This is a genomic window from Streptomyces sp. NRRL S-378 (assembly GCF_000720645.1).
Lineage (GTDB): Bacteria > Actinomycetota > Actinomycetes > Streptomycetales > Streptomycetaceae > Streptomyces.
Genome location: NZ_JOBX01000009.1, coordinates 61,322 through 77,558, shown reverse-complemented (window position 1 = coordinate 77,558; position 16,237 = coordinate 61,322). Strand labels below are relative to the sequence as shown.

General features: G+C 72.4%; 17 protein-coding genes and 1 tRNA gene. 3 read left to right on the top strand and 15 right to left on the bottom strand.

Annotated features, from left to right (window positions below; genetic code table 11):
- Nucleotides 1-7 precede the first annotated feature (7 nt).
- Both IH80_RS0108575 and IH80_RS0108570 read right to left on the bottom strand, forming a co-directional pair.
- Nucleotides 8-448 (bottom strand): DUF3574 domain-containing protein, encoded by a 441-nt coding sequence (locus tag IH80_RS0108575; RefSeq protein WP_030958981.1) that lies wholly within the window; start codon nt 446-448, stop codon nt 8-10.
- Between the two features lie 119 nt (nt 449-567).
- Nucleotides 568-649: transfer RNA gene (locus IH80_RS0108570), tRNA-Tyr, on the bottom strand.
- A 200-nt stretch (nt 650-849) separates the two neighbouring features.
- Here IH80_RS0108570 and IH80_RS0108565 point away from each other — a divergent pair.
- From IH80_RS0108565 to IH80_RS0108555, 3 genes are all read left to right on the top strand, one after another.
- A complete protein-coding gene (locus IH80_RS0108565; protein ID WP_030030284.1) occupies nt 850-1,338 on the top strand; it encodes a YajQ family cyclic di-GMP-binding protein in 489 nt (162 codons plus the stop codon).
- A gap of 204 nt (nt 1,339-1,542) precedes the next feature.
- Nucleotides 1,543-2,970 carry a SulP family inorganic anion transporter gene (locus IH80_RS0108560; protein ID WP_030958980.1) on the top strand — a complete coding sequence of 476 codons (1,428 nt, stop codon included), beginning with the start codon at nt 1,543-1,545 and terminating at the stop codon, nt 2,968-2,970.
- Between the two features lie 18 nt (nt 2,971-2,988).
- Entirely contained in the window at nt 2,989-4,224 is a 1,236-nt protein-coding gene (locus tag IH80_RS0108555) for an APC family permease (RefSeq protein WP_030958978.1), read from the top strand.
- Here IH80_RS0108555 and IH80_RS0108550 read toward each other — a convergent pair.
- The 13 genes from IH80_RS0108550 to IH80_RS0108490 all read right to left on the bottom strand — a co-directional run bounded on the left by IH80_RS0108550 (nt 4,208) and on the right by IH80_RS0108490 (nt 16,206).
- Nucleotides 4,208-4,732, bottom strand: a complete 525-nt coding sequence (locus IH80_RS0108550; protein ID WP_030958976.1) for an SMI1/KNR4 family protein — start codon at nt 4,730-4,732, stop codon at nt 4,208-4,210. The genes IH80_RS0108555 and IH80_RS0108550 overlap by 17 nt on opposite strands.
- A gap of 112 nt (nt 4,733-4,844) precedes the next feature.
- Nucleotides 4,845-5,237, bottom strand: coding sequence for a YccF domain-containing protein (locus IH80_RS0108545; protein WP_030958974.1), 393 nt, complete (start codon nt 5,235-5,237; stop codon nt 4,845-4,847).
- Complete coding sequence (gene htpX / locus IH80_RS0108540) at nt 5,234-6,097, bottom strand: zinc metalloprotease HtpX (RefSeq protein WP_030958972.1); 864 nt, start codon at nt 6,095-6,097, stop codon at nt 5,234-5,236. The genes IH80_RS0108545 and htpX overlap by 4 nt, the downstream gene beginning before the upstream one ends.
- Before the next feature lie 206 nt (nt 6,098-6,303).
- Nucleotides 6,304-7,836, bottom strand: a complete 1,533-nt coding sequence (locus IH80_RS0108535) for an NADH-quinone oxidoreductase subunit N (protein WP_030958971.1) — start codon at nt 7,834-7,836, stop codon at nt 6,304-6,306.
- Nucleotides 7,833-9,410 carry a complex I subunit 4 family protein gene (locus IH80_RS0108530; protein ID WP_030958970.1) on the bottom strand — a complete coding sequence of 526 codons (1,578 nt, stop codon included), beginning with the start codon at nt 9,408-9,410 and terminating at the stop codon, nt 7,833-7,835. The genes IH80_RS0108535 and IH80_RS0108530 overlap by 4 nt, the downstream gene beginning before the upstream one ends.
- 14 nt (nt 9,411-9,424) lie before the next feature.
- A complete protein-coding gene (locus tag IH80_RS0108525; RefSeq protein WP_030958968.1) occupies nt 9,425-11,473 on the bottom strand; it encodes an NADH-quinone oxidoreductase subunit L in 2,049 nt (682 codons plus the stop codon).
- Nucleotides 11,470-11,853 (bottom strand): NADH-quinone oxidoreductase subunit NuoK, encoded by a 384-nt coding sequence (nuoK, locus tag IH80_RS0108520; RefSeq protein WP_030958966.1) that lies wholly within the window; start codon nt 11,851-11,853, stop codon nt 11,470-11,472. The genes IH80_RS0108525 and nuoK overlap by 4 nt, the downstream gene beginning before the upstream one ends.
- Entirely contained in the window at nt 11,853-12,440 is a 588-nt protein-coding gene (locus IH80_RS0108515; RefSeq protein WP_030958964.1) for an NADH-quinone oxidoreductase subunit J, read from the bottom strand. Before IH80_RS0108515 ends, nuoK begins: the two co-directional genes overlap by 1 nt.
- Entirely contained in the window at nt 12,437-13,051 is a 615-nt protein-coding gene (locus IH80_RS0108510; RefSeq protein WP_030958963.1) for a NuoI/complex I 23 kDa subunit family protein, read from the bottom strand. Before IH80_RS0108510 ends, IH80_RS0108515 begins: the two co-directional genes overlap by 4 nt.
- Complete coding sequence (locus IH80_RS0108505) at nt 13,051-14,019, bottom strand: complex I subunit 1/NuoH family protein (RefSeq protein WP_030958962.1); 969 nt, start codon at nt 14,017-14,019, stop codon at nt 13,051-13,053. Before IH80_RS0108505 ends, IH80_RS0108510 begins: the two co-directional genes overlap by 1 nt.
- Nucleotides 14,016-15,218: an NADH-quinone oxidoreductase subunit C gene (locus tag IH80_RS0108500; RefSeq protein WP_030958961.1), complete on the bottom strand. Its 1,203-nt coding sequence runs from the start codon at nt 15,216-15,218 to the stop codon at nt 14,016-14,018. Before IH80_RS0108500 ends, IH80_RS0108505 begins: the two co-directional genes overlap by 4 nt.
- Nucleotides 15,215-15,808, bottom strand: coding sequence for an NADH-quinone oxidoreductase subunit B (locus IH80_RS0108495; protein WP_030958959.1), 594 nt, complete (start codon nt 15,806-15,808; stop codon nt 15,215-15,217). Before IH80_RS0108495 ends, IH80_RS0108500 begins: the two co-directional genes overlap by 4 nt.
- A complete protein-coding gene (locus IH80_RS0108490) occupies nt 15,799-16,206 on the bottom strand; it encodes an NADH-quinone oxidoreductase subunit A (protein ID WP_030012240.1) in 408 nt (135 codons plus the stop codon). The genes IH80_RS0108495 and IH80_RS0108490 overlap by 10 nt, the downstream gene beginning before the upstream one ends.
- Nucleotides 16,207-16,237 lie beyond the last annotated feature (31 nt).

Below are 16,237 nucleotides of genomic sequence, written 5' to 3'. Positions count from 1 at the left end.
CGACGGCTCAGAACGCCGCGTCCACCGTGTCGTCGGAGCGCCCCACGGAGTCCTGGCGGTAGCGGCTCTCGTAGGCGTCGCGGATCCGCTCGATGCGCGCGCTGCGGTCGTCGGCGTCCTTGTCCGGGTACAGCAGGACCACTTCGTAGGAGGCCTCCCGGACGATCTTGCCGTTGTCGTCGCGCCACTGGCCGTACCCGTCGTGGAGGGTCAGCCCCTCGGGGAAGGCGGGGGTGATCTCCTGGTCCAGGAACCGCATGAACTCCCGCTCCGCGACCGGGTCCCCGCCGTCGGTCCGTTCGGTGCCGAAGTACAGCCGGGTCTCCCGGTAGGGCTCCCCCACGTCCGTGTGCAGGGCGGCTCCCATGAGAGCCGGAATCCCCGCGCCGAGCAGGGCCATGAGCACCCCGCCGCCGACCTTTCCCCGCGTGTCAGATGTCCACTTCACCCCCGGTGAACGACGGGAGGCCCCCGACGATGCGGCCGCCACCCGTTACGCCCCGTCCAGGCGTACGAAAGAACCCCCGTCCACTGCGTTTCCGCAGATGAACGGGGGTTCCACTCGCGTGGCGGCGCCAGGATTCGAACCTGGGTAGGCTAAGCCGACGGATTTACAGTCCGCTCCCATTGGCCACTCGGGCACACCGCCATGGGATGTCGCCTTCGAGACCGCTTGTCCGCGGTTCTCCCTGGCAACGACGTAAACGATACCTGATGACCGGGGGTGCTTCGCCACCGGATTGATCAGCGCCGCGGGTGGGTGTGGTGGCTAGGCTTTGCCGAGCGGTCCGGGGTTGTCCGGCCGCGCCCTCCGGGGTGATCGCAATCGACTTCAAGGAGCCACAGCACATGGCCGACTCCAGTTTCGACATCGTCTCGAAGGTCGAGCGGCAGGAGGTCGACAACGCCCTCAACCAGGCCGCCAAGGAGCTCTCGCAGCGCTACGACTTCAAGGGCACCGGCGCCACCATCGCCTGGTCCGGCGAGAAGATCCTGATGGAGGCGAACTCGGAGGAGCGCGTCAAGGCCGTCCTGGACGTCTTCGAGACCAAGCTGGTCAAGCGCGGGATCTCGCTCAAGGCGCTGGACGCCGGTGAGCCGCAGCTGTCCGGCAAGGAGTACAAGATCTTCGCCACGATCGAGGAGGGCATCTCCCAGGAGAACGCCAAGAAGGTCGCGAAGATCATCCGTGACGAGGGTCCGAAGGGCGTCAAGGCCCAGGTCCAGGGCGACGAGCTGCGCGTCAGCTCCAAGAGCCGCGACGACCTCCAGGCCGTCCAGGCCCTCCTCAAGGGCAAGGACCTGGACTTCGCGATCCAGTTCGTGAACTACCGCTGACCCGAGGTCCGCGCCCGTCACCACGCCGGCCCGGCGGTCTTCACCGACCGCCGGGCCGCGGTGGTTGCGGGGTGCGTGGGGTGCGTGTGTGCCGGGCGCGTGCGGCGCGCGCGCTGCCGCGGGCTTCCGTGGGCACTTGGGAGGCGGTGAGTGCGCCCGGCACGGTGGACGGCATCACATCACCGCGTGGCAGGGGGTTCTCGCATGCCTGGGCCCGGCACGTTTCGCGAAGACTTCGCGGCGTCCGTCGTCGTCGCACTGGTCGCCATCCCCCTGTGCGTGGGAGTGGCGGTCGCCTCCGGAGTGCAGGCCGAGCTGGGCATCGTCACCGGGGTGGTCGGGGGGCTGGTCACGGGGTGGTTCCGCGGGAGCTCGCTGCAGGTGAGCGGGCCCGCAGCCGGGCTCACCGTGCTCGTCTACGAGGCGCTGCAGGCGCACGGCGCGGCCGCCCTCGGGGTGCTGGTGCTGGCTGCCGGCGCACTGCAGCTGGGCATGGGGGTGCTGCGGCTCGGGCGGTGGTTCCGGGCGATCTCCGTGGCCGTCGTGCACGGGATGCTGGCCGGCATCGGGCTCGTACTGATCTCCGGGCAGCTCTACGCCCTGGGCGACGCGGACGCTCCCGGGCAGACCCTGGCGAAGCTGGGCGGGGTGCACGGGCTCGCGGCCCGGGCCGACTGGGCGGCGGTGCTGCTCGGGGTCGGGACCATCGCCGTCATGGTCGTCTGGCGTCGTGTGCCCGCCCGCCTGCGGCTGCTGCCGGGCGCCCTGGTCGGGGTGGCCGCCGCCGCCACCGTGACCGGCCTGCTGCGGCTGCCCGTCGAGAAGGTGCGGGTGACGGGGGTCCTGGAGGCCGTTTCGCCGCCCGCCTGGGGCGAGTTCGGGGTGCTGGCCTCCTTCGGCGCGGGCGGGACGGTGATCGCGCTGGCGCTGATCGCCTCCGCCGAGACCCTCTTCAGCGCGGCCGCCGTGGACCGGATGCACGACGGACCCCGGACGGAGTACGACCGGGAACTGATCGCCCAGGGCGTGGGCAACAGCGTCTGCGGGCTGCTCGGGGCACTCCCGATGACCGCGGTGATCGTCCGCAGCGCCGCCAATGTGGAGGCCGGGGCGCGCACCCGGGCGGCCCGGGTGATGCACGGCGCCTGGCTGCTGCTCTTCGCCGTGGCCTTCCCGCAGGTGCTGGAGGCCGTGCCGCTGGCCGCGCTGGCCGGAGTGCTCCTGTACGCGGGGTGGAAGCTGCTGCCGGTCAGGGCAGTGGCGTCGCTGTGGCGCACGCACCGGGGCGAGGCGGTGGTGCTGGTCACCACGGCCTGCGCGATCGTCGTCACCAACCTGTTCGAGGGGGTGCTGATCGGGCTGGGGCTGGCCATCGCCAAGGCGGCCTGGGAGACCTCCCACGTGCACATCGAGGAGGTGTGGGAGGACGAGGAGCTGTGCGTGCGGGTCATGGGGAACGCGAGCTTCCTGCGGCTGCCCAAACTGCTCGACGCCCTGGACGCGCTGCCGCACGGCCAGCCGGTACGGCTCGACCTGAGCGGTCTGCGCCACCTCGACCACGCCTGTCTGACCGCCCTGGAGGGATGGGAGCGCACCCGGTCGCCCCTGCCCGGCCGGGAGGGCGTCACCTAGCCCGGTTACCCTCCGCCCGTGGAGAACGAACTGAAGCGCACTCTGGGGGTTTCCGACGCGGTCGTCGTCGGGCTCGGCGCGATGGTCGGCGCCGGGGTCTTCGCGGCCTTCGCCCCGGCCGCCCGGGCCGCGGGCGGGGCGCTGCTCGCCGCCCTCGCCGTGGCGGCGGTGGTGGCCTACTGCAACGCGCACTCCTCGGCGCGGCTGGCCGCCCGCTACCCGGCCTCCGGCGGCACCTACGTGTACGGGCGGGAGCGGCTCGGGCCCTTCTGGGGGTTCCTGGCCGGCTGGGGGTTCGTGATCGGCAAGACCGCGTCCTGCGCGGCGATGGCACTGACGGTGGGTGCCTACGTATGGCCCGGGCGGGAGCACGCCGTGGCCGTGGCGGCGGTGGTGGCGATCACCGCCGCGGGCTACGGCGGCGTCCAGAAGTCCGCCCGGATCGCCCGGCTGATCGTGGCGGCGGTCCTCGCGGTCCTGGCCGCGGTGGTCGTGGTGTGCCTGTCCTCGGGGGCGGCGGAACCGGACCCTCCGGGCGCGTCGGACTGGACTCTCTTCGGGCTGCTGCAGGGCGCCGGCCTGCTGTTCTTCGCCTTCGCGGGCTATGCGCGGATCACCACCCTGGGCGAGGAGGTGCGTGACCCGGAACGGACGATCCCGCGGGCGGTGCCGCTCGCGCTGGGGATCGCGCTGCTGGTGTACGCGGCGGTGGGTGTGGCGGTGCTGTCGGTGCTCGGCGTCGAGGCGCTGGCGGGGTCGTCGGCCCCGCTGGCCGACGCGGTCCGGGCCGCGGGCGCGCCGGAACTGGCGCCGGTGGTGCGGGTGGGCGCGGCCCTGGCCGCGCTGGGCTCGCTGCTGGCGCTCGTGCTCGGGGTGTCGCGGACCGTCCTGGCGATGGCCCGGGACGGCCATCTCCCCCGCGCGCTGGCCTCCGTACATCCCCGGCATCAGGTGCCGCACCACGCCGAACTCGCGGTGGGCGCGGTCGTGGCGGTGCTCGCGGCCACCGCCGACCTGCGGGGCGCGATCGGTTTCTCCTCCTTCGGAGTGCTCGCCTACTACGCGATCGCGAACGCTTCCGCGTGGACTCTCGATTCAGCTGTCAAGGGGCGGGCCGTGGCGGCGGTCGGGCTGTCCGGCTGTGTCGTGCTGGCGTGTGCGCTGCCCCTCGCGTCGGCGGTCGCGGGGGCCGCGGTGCTGGCGGTGGGCGTGGCGGCCTACGGGGTGCGGAGCCGGTTCAGATCCGGGATCTGAACTCCGCCCAGGGCGCCAGTTCCAGGTCGTAGGTGTCCCCCGCGTCCGATTCCTCGCAGAACCAGGCGGTTCCGTCGAGCCAGCCGCGCAGCCAGCCGGCCAGGCCGGCGGTGTCGACGGACCAGGCGAGGTCCGGCTCGCCCGGGTTCGGGTCGAACAGCAGGACCTGCGCGGTCCCGGACCTGCAGTCGACGCAGGCGTACATGGCGCAGCCGAAGTCCACGACGGGCAGGACCCCCTCGGGCCAGCGCCACCCGGACTCGCGCTGGGCCCGGTAGGCCCCGACGGCCCCGCGCAGGGGCAACAGACCTCGCTCCGGGCCGAATCCGCCGTCCCCCACGCGCGTGTAGAGCAGGGCGAGCAGGGGCGGCAGCGGGAAGCCGAGTATGCCCTCGGCGCGAGCGATCTCCCCGGCGCCCAGCGGCGCCGGCAGGGGCGTTCCGCGTCCGCGTGCGGAGTTGCGCGCGCGGTGTGCGACTTGCTGCAGCAACTGCTCGGTCCCGTTCATGCATTCATGGTGACGCACACCACTGACAGCCCGCCGGCCCTGTGGACAACTGCGCCGCGGACGGGCCCGGCCCGTCCGCGGCGCGGTGTCGAAGTGCGGGTGTCCGGTGCCGTCAGCGGGAGGCGAACGGGGCGTCCGTCGGGACGATTTCGCGGCCCAGCGGCAGCAGGGAGAGGGGGACCATCTTGAAGTTGGCGATGCCGAACGGGATGCCGATGATGGTGACGCAGAGGGCGATGCCCGTGACGATGTGGCCGAGGGCCAGCCACCAGCCCGCCAGCACCAGCCACAGGACGTTGCCGATGCAGGACGGGGCACCCGCGTCGTGGCGCTCGACGGTGGTGTAGCCGAAGGGCCAGAGGGCGTAGACGGCGATCCGGAAGGCAGCGATGCCGAACGGGATGCCGATGATGGTGATGCAGAGGAGCGCACCTGCGAGCAGGTATCCCAGGAACAGCCAGATGCCGCTGAGGATGAGCCAGATGACGTTCAGGATTGTCTTCATTGGCGGCGGCCTGCCATCTGTTCGAGCCGGGCGATGCGCTCGGCCATCGGAGGGTGGGTGGAGAACATCTTGGTGAGGCCCGCACCTGGCCGGAACGGGTTGGCGATCATCATATGGCTCGCCGTTTCCAGGCGTGGCTCCGGCGGCAGCGGGAGCTGCTTGGTCCCCGCGTCCAGCTTCCGCAGGGCACTGGCCAGGGCGAGCGGGTCCCCGGTGAGCTGGGCTCCGGAGGCGTCGGCCTCGTACTCTCGGGAGCGGCTGATGGCCAGCTGGATCACCGAGGCGGCCAGCGGGCCCAGGATCATGATCAGCAGCATGCCGAGCAGGCCGGGGCCCTCGTCGTCGTTCGACCGGCCGACGGGGATGAGCCAGGCGAAGTTCACCAGGAACATGATCACCGAGGCGAGGGCGCCGGCCACCGACGAGATGAGGATGTCGCGGTTGTAGACGTGACTGAGCTCGTGGCCTATGACCCCGCGCAGCTCCCGCTCGTCGAGGATGCGCAGAATGCCCTCGGTGCAGCAGACCGCGGCGTTGCGCGGGTTGCGGCCGGTGGCGAATGCGTTCGGGGCCTCGGTGGGCGAGATGTAGAGGCGTGGCATGGGCTGGCGCGCGGACGTGGAGAGCTCGCGCACCATGCGGTAGAGCTGGGGAGCCTCGAATTCGCTGACGGGGCGGGCGCGCATCGCGCGTAGAGCCAGCTTGTCGCTGTTCCAGTACGCGTAGGCGTTCGTCCCGAGTGCGACGAGGACGGCCACGATCAGGCCGGTCCGTCCGAAGAAGCTGCCGATGAGGATGATGAGTGCGGACAGCCCGCCGAGGAGTACGGCGGTCTTGAGCCCGTTGTGCCGGCGGTGCACGGTACGCCCTCCAAGTGGTGCGGCAGGGGAGCCCGTCATGGATCTGAGGGTCTACGGTCCAGTGGACCCTCCCTTCCTGGTCAACGCGAGGTGAGGGCGTCTGGTTCCCAGGGCGTGCCAAGGCGGCGGCCCGTCGCCGCCCCCTCGGCGGGGGCGGCGGGGCCGCTGCGGGCGTTGCTCCGTACGGGCGAGCGCCCGGGCGGGGGCTACTGCGTGAAGAGGCTCCCCGACGCGACGCGCAGGACGAGCTGCGGGGCACCCGAGAGGACGACCGCGGTGATCGCGGTCGCGACGATGGCCGCCGCGACCGGCCAGGGGGCCTTCGTGCGGGCCCGGGCACCCTGCGCACCCTCGGGCGCGCGGAAGAGCAGGGCCGTCCACCGCAGGTAGTAGTAGAGGGCGATGACGACGTTGATCGCCATGAGCACGGCCAGCCAGCCCAGGCCCGCGTCGACGGCGGACTGGAACACGGTGACCTTCGCGAAGAGCCCGATGATGCCCGGCGGCAGACCGGCCAGGCAGAGCAGGAAGAAGGCCAGGGACAGCGCGGCCAGCGGGCGCTCGGCGTACAGGCCGCGGTAGTCGCTGATGCGGTGGAGCGGCTTCGTGCGGGCGACGAGGGCGGCGACGGCGAAGGCGCCGAGGTTCACGGCGGCGTACATGAGGGCGTAGGCGAGGGTGGACCCGATCTGGTCGCGCTCGGTGTACGCGGCCGCGGCGATCGGGACCAGGAGGTAGCCGGCCTGGCCGACGGAGGACCAGGCGAGCAGCCGTACGGCGCTGTTCGGGCGGTCCGCGGACTGCCGCACGGCTGCGGCGTTGCCCAGGGTCATGGTGAGTGCGGCGAGGACGGCGACGGCCGGCCCCCAGACCTGCGAGTACGCCGGGAAGGCGATCACCGTGACGAGGATGAGGCCGGTGAAGCCCACGGCCTTGCCGATCACGGAGAGGTATCCGGCGATGGGCAGGGGGGCGCCGACGTAGGTGTCGGGGACCCAGAAGTGGAAGGGGACGGCCGCGGTCTTGAAGGCGAAGCCGACGAGGGTGAGCGCGACACCGGCCATGGCGAGGGTGTCGAGCTGCCCGGGGACGTCCTCCAGGCGGTCCGCGACCTGGGTGAGGTGCAGCGATCCGGTGACGGCGTAGACGAAGCTGACGCCCATCAGCGAGACGGCGGTCGCGGTGACGGACGACAGGAAGAACTTCAGGGCGGCCTCGGAGGAGAGCCGGTCGCCGCGGCGCATGCCCACGAGCGCGAAGGCGGGCAGGGAGGCGACCTCCAGCGCGACGATCAGGGTGGCGAGGTCGCGGGAGGCGGGCAGCAGGGCGGCGCCGGCGGCTGAGGAGAGCAGCAGGAACCAGTACTCGCCGGCGGGCATCCGGGTGTCGCGCACGGCGGTCACCGACAGGAGGGCGGTGAGCAGGGCGCCGGCCAGCACCAGGAACTGGACGACGACGGTGAAGTGGTCGGCGACGTAGCTGCAGGCCTCCGGGTCGGCGGTGAGGCAGAAGGTGGAGCGGTCTCCGGCGCGCAGCGGCAGCAGGGTGGCGGTCGCGGCGGCGAGGCCGGCGACGGAGATCCAGCCGAGGGCGGGCTTGTGGCGCTCGGCGACGAACAGGTCGGCGACGAGGACGACCAGACCGATGACGGCGGTGATCACCACGGGTGCGATGGCGAGCCAGTCGACGGACTGGACCAGGCTGGGGGTCTCGGCCGCGAGGACCGTCAGGGCCGTCATGAGGTGCCTCCTGCGAGGAGCTGCTGGACGGCCGGGTCGGTGAGGCCGAGGAGGAGCGCGGGCCACAGGCCGGCGAGGACGGTGAGGGCGACGAGCGGGGTCCAGGCGGCGAACTCGTAGCGGTGGACGTCCGCGACGGTGAGTTCGGGGCCCGCCTTCGGGTCGCCCATGCAGACGCGCCGTACGACGACCAGCAGGTAGGCGGCGGTGAGCAGGGTGCCGAACGCCCCGACGGCCGTGTACGTGAGGAACGCGGGGCGGGACAGGCCCTCGGCCGGGTCGAACGCGCCGAAGAGGGCCAGCATCTCGCCCCAGAAGCCGGCCAGGCCGGGCAGGCCGAGGGAGGCGACGGCGGCGAAGGCGAGGAGGGCGCCGAAGCGGGGGGCGCGGCCGTAGAGGGCGGCACCGGTGGCTCCGGCGAGGGTGTCGAGGTCGGCGGTGCCGTAGCGGTCCTTGAGGGCGCCGACCAGGAAGAAGAGGAGGCCGGTGATCAGGCCGTGGGCGATGTTGGCGAAGAGGGCGCCGTTGACGCCGGTGGGGGTCATGGACGCGATGCCGAGGAGGACGAAGCCCATGTGGCCGACGGAGGAGTAGGCGATGAGGCGCTTGAGGTCGCCCTTGTTCCCCTTGCGGGCCAGCGCGAGGCAGGCGAGGGATCCGTAGACGATGCCGACGACGGCGAAGGCGCCCAGGTAGGGGGCGAAGGCGGCCATGCCGTCGGGGGTGGCGGGGAGCAGGATGCGGACGAAGCCGTACGTGCCCATCTTGAGCAGGACGCCGGCCAGCAGGACGGATCCGACGGTGGGGGCGGCGGTGTGGGCGTCGGGCAGCCAGGTGTGCAGGGGCCACATGGGGGTCTTCACGGCGAGGCCGAGACCGATGGCCAGGACGGCCAGCAGCTGCGTGGTGCGGGACAGTTCGCGGCCGTTGTCAGAGGCGAGTGCCACCATGTCGAATGTGTCCGCCGTCACACCGATGAGGAGGAGGCCGAGCAGCATGACGACGGAGCCGAGCAGCGTGTAGAGGATGAACTTCCAGGCGGCGGCCTGCCGCTGGGCACCGCCCCAGCGGGCGATGAGGAAGTACATCGGGATGAGGACCATCTCGAAGGCGAGGAAGAAGAGCAGCAGGTCGAGGACGGCGAAGGTCGCGAGGGTGCCGGACTCGAGTACGAGGAGCAGTGCGACGAAGGCCTTCGGGGAAGGGCCCGCGGGGAGCTTGAAGTAGCTGTAGAGCGCGCAGAGGAAGAACAGCAGCGCGGTCATCAGGAGGAGGGGGAGCGAGATGCCGTCGACACCGAGGTGGATCCGGACGTCCAGCGCCGGGATCCAGCTGATGTCCGTCGTCGCCTGGAAGCGGGCGGGGGCGTCGTGGTCGAAGCCGAGGGCGAGGGCGATCGCCGCGGCGAGGATCACGCCGGTCACGGTCACGCCGTGGCGGAGCACGGCCTGTTCGGGGCTGCGGCCCTTGAGGCCGGGCGGGGCCGGCAGGAGGGCCGCGACGGCGCCGAGGAGCGGTGCGGCCACGAGGAACGCCAGAAGGAACTGCATCACGGACGGGCTGATATCAATCACGGCTGACTCACGGCTCACGATCCGGCGTTGACGTTGGCGAGGACGGCGGTGGCGATCGCCAGGACCACGGCGCCGGCGAGCAGGGCGCTCAGGTAGCTCTGCACGTTTCCGGTCTGGGCGCGGCGTACGAGGCCGCCGAGCAGCCGGGTGCCGGTGCCCGCGCCGCGGACGTAGGTGTCCACGACCTCGCGGTCGAGGAAGCCGACGAGGCGGGCGGCGGCGCGCACGGGGCGGACGAAGAGCCGGTCGTAGACGGCGTCCAGGTGGAACCCTTCGGCGGCGTGGCGGTGCAGGGGGCCCAGGAGGGCCCGGCCGGGGTCGGCGGCGGGACCCGCCGGGACGGCGGGGTGCTCGTGGGTGACCTCCGCGACCTCGGGCGTCTCGGCGGCGGACTCGGCCGCCGCGGTGGCCGCGGACACCGTGGCGGCCACGGCGGCGGGCTGCTCGGCGGCGGTGGCCCGGCGAGCGGGTCCGGCGGCGGGGGCCGTGGCGGCCCTGGCCGTGGCGCGCTGCCACAGGGCGTAGGTGAGCATCGCGCCGACGACGGCGGCGCCCGTGCCGAGGACCGATGTGGCCACGGTCGGGGTGAGGGCCCTGCCGTCGAACCAGTCGGCGAGGGAGTCCGCCGCGAGACCGAAGGCGACCGACGGGACGGCGAGCAGCCACAGCACGCCGGTCATGGCGAGGGGCTCCTTGCCGTGGTCGGGGGCGGGGGTGCCCCGGCCGCGGAAGGCCATCAGCCACAGCCGGGCGGCGTAGGCGGCGGTGAGGAGGGCGGTGAGGACGCCGGAGATCAGCACCAGCCATCCGGCGGCGCTGGGGGCGAGGTCCGAGTGGCCGGTGGCGGTCTGCTCGGCGGCGACGAGGACGGCTTCCTTGGAGAAGAAGCCGGCGAAAGGCGGGATGGCGGCGAGCGCGAGCAGCGCGATCGTCATCGTCCAGAAGGCGTCGGGGATGCGCTTGGCCAGGCCGTCCATCCGGGACATGGCGGCCAGGGAGTTCGTACCGGCGGCGTGGATGATCACGCCCGCGCCCAGGAAGAGGAGCGCCTTGAAGGCGCCGTGGGACAGGAGGTGGAAGACGGCGGCGCCGCGGTCACCGACGGCCAGGGCGCCGGTCATGTAGGCGAGCTGGCCGATCGTGGAGTAGGCGAGGACCCGCTTGATGTCGTCCTGGGCGAGGGCGGCGAGGGCGGAGCCGACCATCGTGACGGCCGCCATGACGGCCATGACGACCAGTGCGGCGGCGGAGGCCGCGAAGACGGGCAGGAGGCGGGCGATGAAGTAGACACCGGCGGCGACCATCGTCGCGGCGTGGATCAGCGCGGATACGGGGGTGGGGCCGGCCATCGCGTCGGGGAGCCAGGTGTGCAGCGGGAACTGCGCGGACTTGCCCGCGACGCCGGCGAGCAGGAGCAGTGCGATCAGCGTCGGGTGGTCGAGTCCGCCGGCGGCGACGGTCTCGAGGATCTTCGTGATCCGGAAGGAGCCGGCGTCGGTGGCGAGCGCGAACAGGCCGATCAGGAAGGGGACGTCACCGAGCTTGGTGACGAGGAAGGCCTTCAGGGAAGCGGAGCGGGCCGCTTCGGTCTCCCAGTAGTGGCCGACGAGGAAGTAGGAGCAGATGCCCATGACTTCCCAGCCGACCAGCAGCACCATCAGGTCGCCCGAGTAGACGACGAGCAGCATGGCGGAGGTGAACAGCGAGACGAGAGCGGCGTACGACGGGTAGCGCGGGTCCTCACGGAGGTACGCCGTGGAGTAGAGCTGTACGCAGGTGGCGACGACCCCGACCAGGACGGCGACCAGTGCGGCGAAGCCGTCGATGTAGAGCGAGAGGTCGATCGGCACCGAGCCGGTCGGGGTCAGCTCGGTCGCGGTGCTGATCGGCTGTCCGCCGCCCTGGCGGACGGCGACGGTCACGGCCAGTACGGCGGCGGCGAGCGTCGGCAGGATCGCGAGGGGGCGGACGAATCCGGGGGCGGTGCGGCCGAGCAGCAGGCCCGCCACCGCACCCAGGAAGGGGAGCAGCGGGACGAGGACGGCGAGGGTCGTGGTGCTCACGCGGCGACCTCCGGCCGGGCGGTGCTGGTGGTGTCTGCGGTGGAGTCGCCGGTGGGGTTCGGGGCGGGCTCGTGGCCCTCGGCGGTGTCGCGCAGGCGGTCGACGTCAGAGGTGCCGCGGTTGCGGTAGACCATCAGCACGATCGCGAGGCCGATGCCGATCTCGGCGGCGGCGATGGCGATGGTGAAGAGGGTGAGGGCCTGGCCGGCGTGCAGGGTGTCGCGCAGCCAGACGTCGAAGGCCACCAGGTTGAGGTTGACGGCGTTGAGCATCAGCTCGACGGACATCAGGACCAGGATGGCGTTGCGGCGGGCGAGCACGCCGTACAGGCCCGTGCAGAAGAGGAGCGCCGCGAGCACGGCGGGGTAGGCGAGGTGCATCAGCGCTTCCCCTTGTCACTGGCGTCGGCCGGGTCGTTGCGGCGGGACAGCACGATGGCGCCGATCAGGGCGGCGAGGAGGAGGACCGAGAGCGCCTCGAAGGGCAGCACCCAGTGCTGGAAGAGGATCTCGCCGGAGACCTTGGTGGAGCCCTGTACCGGCCCGTCGAGGTCGATCCAGGTGGTGCGGAAGGCGTCGACGACCACCCAGACCAGGGCGGCGGCAGCGACGACGGCGACGCCGAGCGCGATCGGGCGGTTGCCGGAGTCGGCGTCCGGGGAGCGGCCGATGGGGGCCTTGGTGAGCATCAGCCCGAACAGGAGGAGGACGACCACGGAACCGAGGTAGATCAGGACCTGGACCCAGGCGATGAACTCGGCGGTCAGCAGCAGGTACTCGACGGCGATGCCGCCGAGGGCGACGACCAGCCAGAGGGCGGCGTGCACCAGCTGCTTGGTGGTGACCGTGACGAGGGCCGCGCCGAAGGTGGCGAGGCCCACGAGGAGGAAGGCGATCTCGACGCCGGTCGGGGACAGGAAGCCGGGCCCGGTGGTGGCGGCTGCGGCCAGGGTGGCGGCGGGGGTCACGCGTCTCCCTCCGGGTTCGGGGTGGCCGGCGGTTCGTTCTCGGCCGCCCGGGCGGCGGCCTCGGCGGCTTCGGCTGCTGCCGCGGCGGCGGCTGCCGCTTCGGCCTTCTCCACCGCCTTGCGGGCGGCGGCGATCTCCTTGGGCTCCTCGGCGGCCGGGTCCAGGGCGGGCGGGGCCGGGACGGTCCACATCCACTCGCGGAGTTTGTCGCGCTCGTGGGTCAGCTCGTGGATGTCGGTCTCCGCGTACTCGAACTCCGGCGACCAGAAGAGGGCGTCGAAGGGGCACACCTCGATGCAGATGCCGCAGTACATGCAGAGGGAGAAGTCGATGGCGAAGCGGTCGAGCACGTTGCGGCTGCGCTCGCGGCCACCGGGGGTGGAAGCGGGGACCGTCTCCTTGTGGGAGTCGATGTAGATGCACCAGTCGGGGCACTCACGGGCGCAGAGCATGCAGACCGTGCAGTTCTCCTCGAACAGGCCGATGACCCCGCGGGAGCGGGGCGGGAGTTCGGGCTGGACGTCGGGGTACTGGGCCGTGTGCGAGCGCTTCGTCATCGTGCGCAGCGTGACGGCCAGGCCCTTGGCGAGGCCGGATCCGGGGATGGGCATTACTGGATCGCCACCTTCACGATGCCGGTGAGCGCGATCTGGGCGAGCGCGAGCGGGATGAGTGTGGTCCAGGCGAGCTTCTGGAGCTGGTCCTCGCGCAGGCGCGGGTAGCTCACGCGGAGCCAGATCACGACGAAGGCGAGGACCGCGGTCTTGAGCAGGGTCCAGAGCCAGCCGAGGTCCTCGGCGCCGAAGGGGCCGTGCCAGCCGCCCAGGAAGAGGACGGTGGTGAGGAAGCAGAGGACGACGATGCCGGCGTACTCGGCGAGCAGGAAGAGCGCGAAGCGCAGGCCGGTGTACTCGGTGTACGCGCCGAAGATGATCTCGGAGTCGGCGACGGGCATGTCGAAGGGGGGCCGCTGCAGTTCGGCGAGGCCGGCGGTGAAGAAGACGAGCGCGCCGACGATCTGCCAGGGCAGCCACCACCACGCGAAGGCCTCCACGATGCCCGGGAGGGAGACCGTCCCGGCGGCCATCGCCACGGAGGCGGCGGCGAGCAGCATGGGGAGTTCGTAGGCGAGCAGCTGCGCGGCGGTACGCAGGCCGCCGAGCAGGGAGAACTTGTTCGCGGAGGCCCAGCCGGCCATGAGGGAGCCGAGGACTCCGACGCCCATGACGGCGAGTACGAAGAACAGTCCGGCGTCGATGACCTGGCCGACCGCGCCCTCGCCCGGGCCGATGGGGATGGCGAGGAGGACGAGGAGGTACGGCAGCAGGGCCACGGCGGGGGCCAGCTGGAAGATCCGGCGGTCGGCGTTGGCCGGGACCACGTCTTCCTTCTGCGCGAACTTCACGCCGTCGGCGACGAGCTGGGCCCAGCCGTGGAAGCCGCCGGCGTACATGGGGCCGAGGCGGCCCTGCATGTGGGCCATCACCTTGTGCTCGGTCTGCCCGACGACGAGCGGGAGCACGAGGAAGACGGCGAAGACGACGATCAGCCGCAGGGCGACGTCGAGGACGTCGTTCACGCGTCGCCTCCGTTGTCGGTGGTGGGGTCGGTCTCGGGGGATTCCCCGGGCCCGGCCTTCGGGGCCGGCCCGGGGGCCGGCTCGTCGAAGGCGGGCTTCGGGTCGTGCCAGGGTGCGTCGGAGCTGCGCCGTGCCGGGCGGCGCGGGGCGCGGGGCGCGGGCTCCGCGTCCGGGGCGTCGGCGTCCGGGGCTGCCGGCCCCGTGCCGGTGGCCTCCGCGGCCGGGGCGGCGTCGGTGGCCTGGCTCGCCGAGCCGTCGGCCGCCGAACGGGTACGACGGACCGGGCGGGCCGGGGCCTCGGAGGTCTCCGCGGCCGGGGCGCTCTCCGCCGCCTGGCTCGCAGAACCGTCGGCCGCCGAACGGGTACGACGGACCGGGCGGGCCGGGGCCTCGGGCGTCTCCGCGGCCGGGGCGCCCTCCGCCACCTGGCTCGCCGAGCCGTCGGCTACCGGGCGGGTGCGGCGCGGCGCCGGGGCGGCTGCTTCGGCGGCCTGGGTCGCCGAGCCCTCGGCGACCGAGCGGGTGCGGCGGACGGGGGCGCCCTCGCGCGGGGCGCGGGCGGCGGCACCGGCCGCTCCCGCGGCACGCGGGGTGCGGGCCGGGCGGGCCGGGGCGGGCGGGAGCTGGCCCTTCAGCGGACCCCAGTCGTTGGGGTCCGGCACGCCGGGCGGCAGCATCTGACGGCGCTTCGGGGCGTCCGGGTCGTGGGCCTCGCCCGGCTCCTTCGCGCCCGGCCACGCCTTGGCGACGCGCGCGGCCAGCACGAAGTCCTTGCGCAGCGGGTGCCCCTCGAAGTTCTCCGGGAGGAGGAGGTGCACCAGGTTCGGGTGGTCGGTGAAGGTGATCCCGAACATCTCGAACGTCTCGCGCTCGTGCCACTCCGCCCCCGCGTAGACGGCGACGGCCGACGGCAGCGAGGGGGCGCTGTGCGGGACGGTCGTGCGCAGCAGCAGCCTGCGCACGCGGTGGTTCTCCAGCGAGGCGACGTGCGCGCAGACCCGGAAGCCGGTGCCGGGCTCGTCCACGGCGCTCAGCCAGTCGAAGTACGTGCAGCCCAGCTTGTCCCTGGCGATCTCCAGCGAGGAGATCCAGCTGCCGACGGGCACGTCCACCGTGAGGACGTCGTACGAGAGCTCGGCCGTGGCCTCGGCTCCGAAGACCGTCGGCGCGGCGTCGGGAAGGGAGTCGTAGAGGTTCACGCGCCGGCCTCCCGGGCGGCCGCGGGCGGGGGCGTGACCAGGCCGCTGGTGAGCTGGGAGACGGACGGGCCCGTCGCGTAGCGCTCGGCCAGCGACTCGCGGGCGATCTTCTCCTGGAGCTTGAGGATGCCCTGGAGGAGCGCCTCGGGCCGGGGCGGGCAGCCGGGCACGTAGACGTCGACGGGAATGATCTGGTCGACGCCCTTCGTCACCGAGTACGAGTCCCAGTACGGGCCGCCGCAGTTGGAGCAGGCGCCGAAGGAGATGACGTACTTCGGCTCCGGCATCTGCTCGTAGAGCCGCTTGACGGCGGGGGCCATCTTGTCCGTGACGGTGCCCGAGACGATCATCAGGTCGGCCTGGCGCGGGCCCGGCGCGAAGGGGATGACCCCGAGGCGGATGAAGTCGTGCCGGGCCATCGACGCGGCGATGAACTCGATCGCGCAGCAGGCGAGGCCGAAGTTGAAGACCCACAGGCTGTACCGGCGGCCCCAGTTCAGGACCACCTTCATCGGTTCCGGGGCCAGACGGGAGAGGACTCCGAGGCGCTTGGGCTCCGGGAGCAGCTCCGGCTGAGGTGTCACGTCCATTCGAGGACGCCCTTCTTGTACGCATAGAGCAGGCCGACGGCGAGGAAGCCCAGGAAGATGAACATCTCGACCAGGGTCGTGGCGCCGTAGCCGGCGGCGGCGAACACCGTCGCCCACGGGAACAGGAAGATCGAGTCGACGGCGAAGATGACGTAGAGGAAGGCGTAGACGTAGTAGCGGACCTGGGTGTGCGCCCAGCCCTCGCCGACGGGGTCCACGCCGCACTCGTAGGTCAGCAGCTTCTCGGGGGTCGGGACGACGGGCCGCAGCAGGCGGCCCGCGCCGAAGGCGACGGCCACGAAGAGCACACCGAGGGCGGCCAGCAGACCGACGACCGAATAACTCCGGAAGTAGTCCGCCGCGAGCACGGTTACGGTCGATACCGTTGGTTCGGGCACGTCCGTTCCTCGCTCCTCGGTCACTGTCGAC

Bases quoted from the DNA above. Each gene is read 5' to 3' on its own strand.
- IH80_RS0108565 (WP_030030284.1), top strand. From the start codon at position 850: ATGGCCGACTCCAGTTTCGACATCGTCTCGAAGGTCGAGCGGCAGGAG.
- IH80_RS0108560 (WP_030958980.1), top strand. From the start codon at position 1,543: ATGCCTGGGCCCGGCACGTTTCGCGAAGACTTCGCGGCGTCCGTCGTC.
- IH80_RS0108550 (WP_030958976.1), bottom strand. From the start codon at position 4,732: ATGAACGGGACCGAGCAGTTGCTGCAGCAAGTCGCACACCGCGCGCGC.
- IH80_RS0108545 (WP_030958974.1), bottom strand. From the start codon at position 5,237: ATGAAGACAATCCTGAACGTCATCTGGCTCATCCTCAGCGGCATCTGG.
- IH80_RS0108535 (WP_030958971.1), bottom strand. From the start codon at position 7,836: ATGACGGCCCTGACGGTCCTCGCGGCCGAGACCCCCAGCCTGGTCCAG.
- nuoK (WP_030958966.1), bottom strand. From the start codon at position 11,853: ATGCACCTCGCCTACCCCGCCGTGCTCGCGGCGCTCCTCTTCTGCACG.
- IH80_RS0108510 (WP_030958963.1), bottom strand. From the start codon at position 13,051: ATGCCCATCCCCGGATCCGGCCTCGCCAAGGGCCTGGCCGTCACGCTG.
- IH80_RS0108495 (WP_030958959.1), bottom strand. From the start codon at position 15,808: ATGGACGTGACACCTCAGCCGGAGCTGCTCCCGGAGCCCAAGCGCCTC.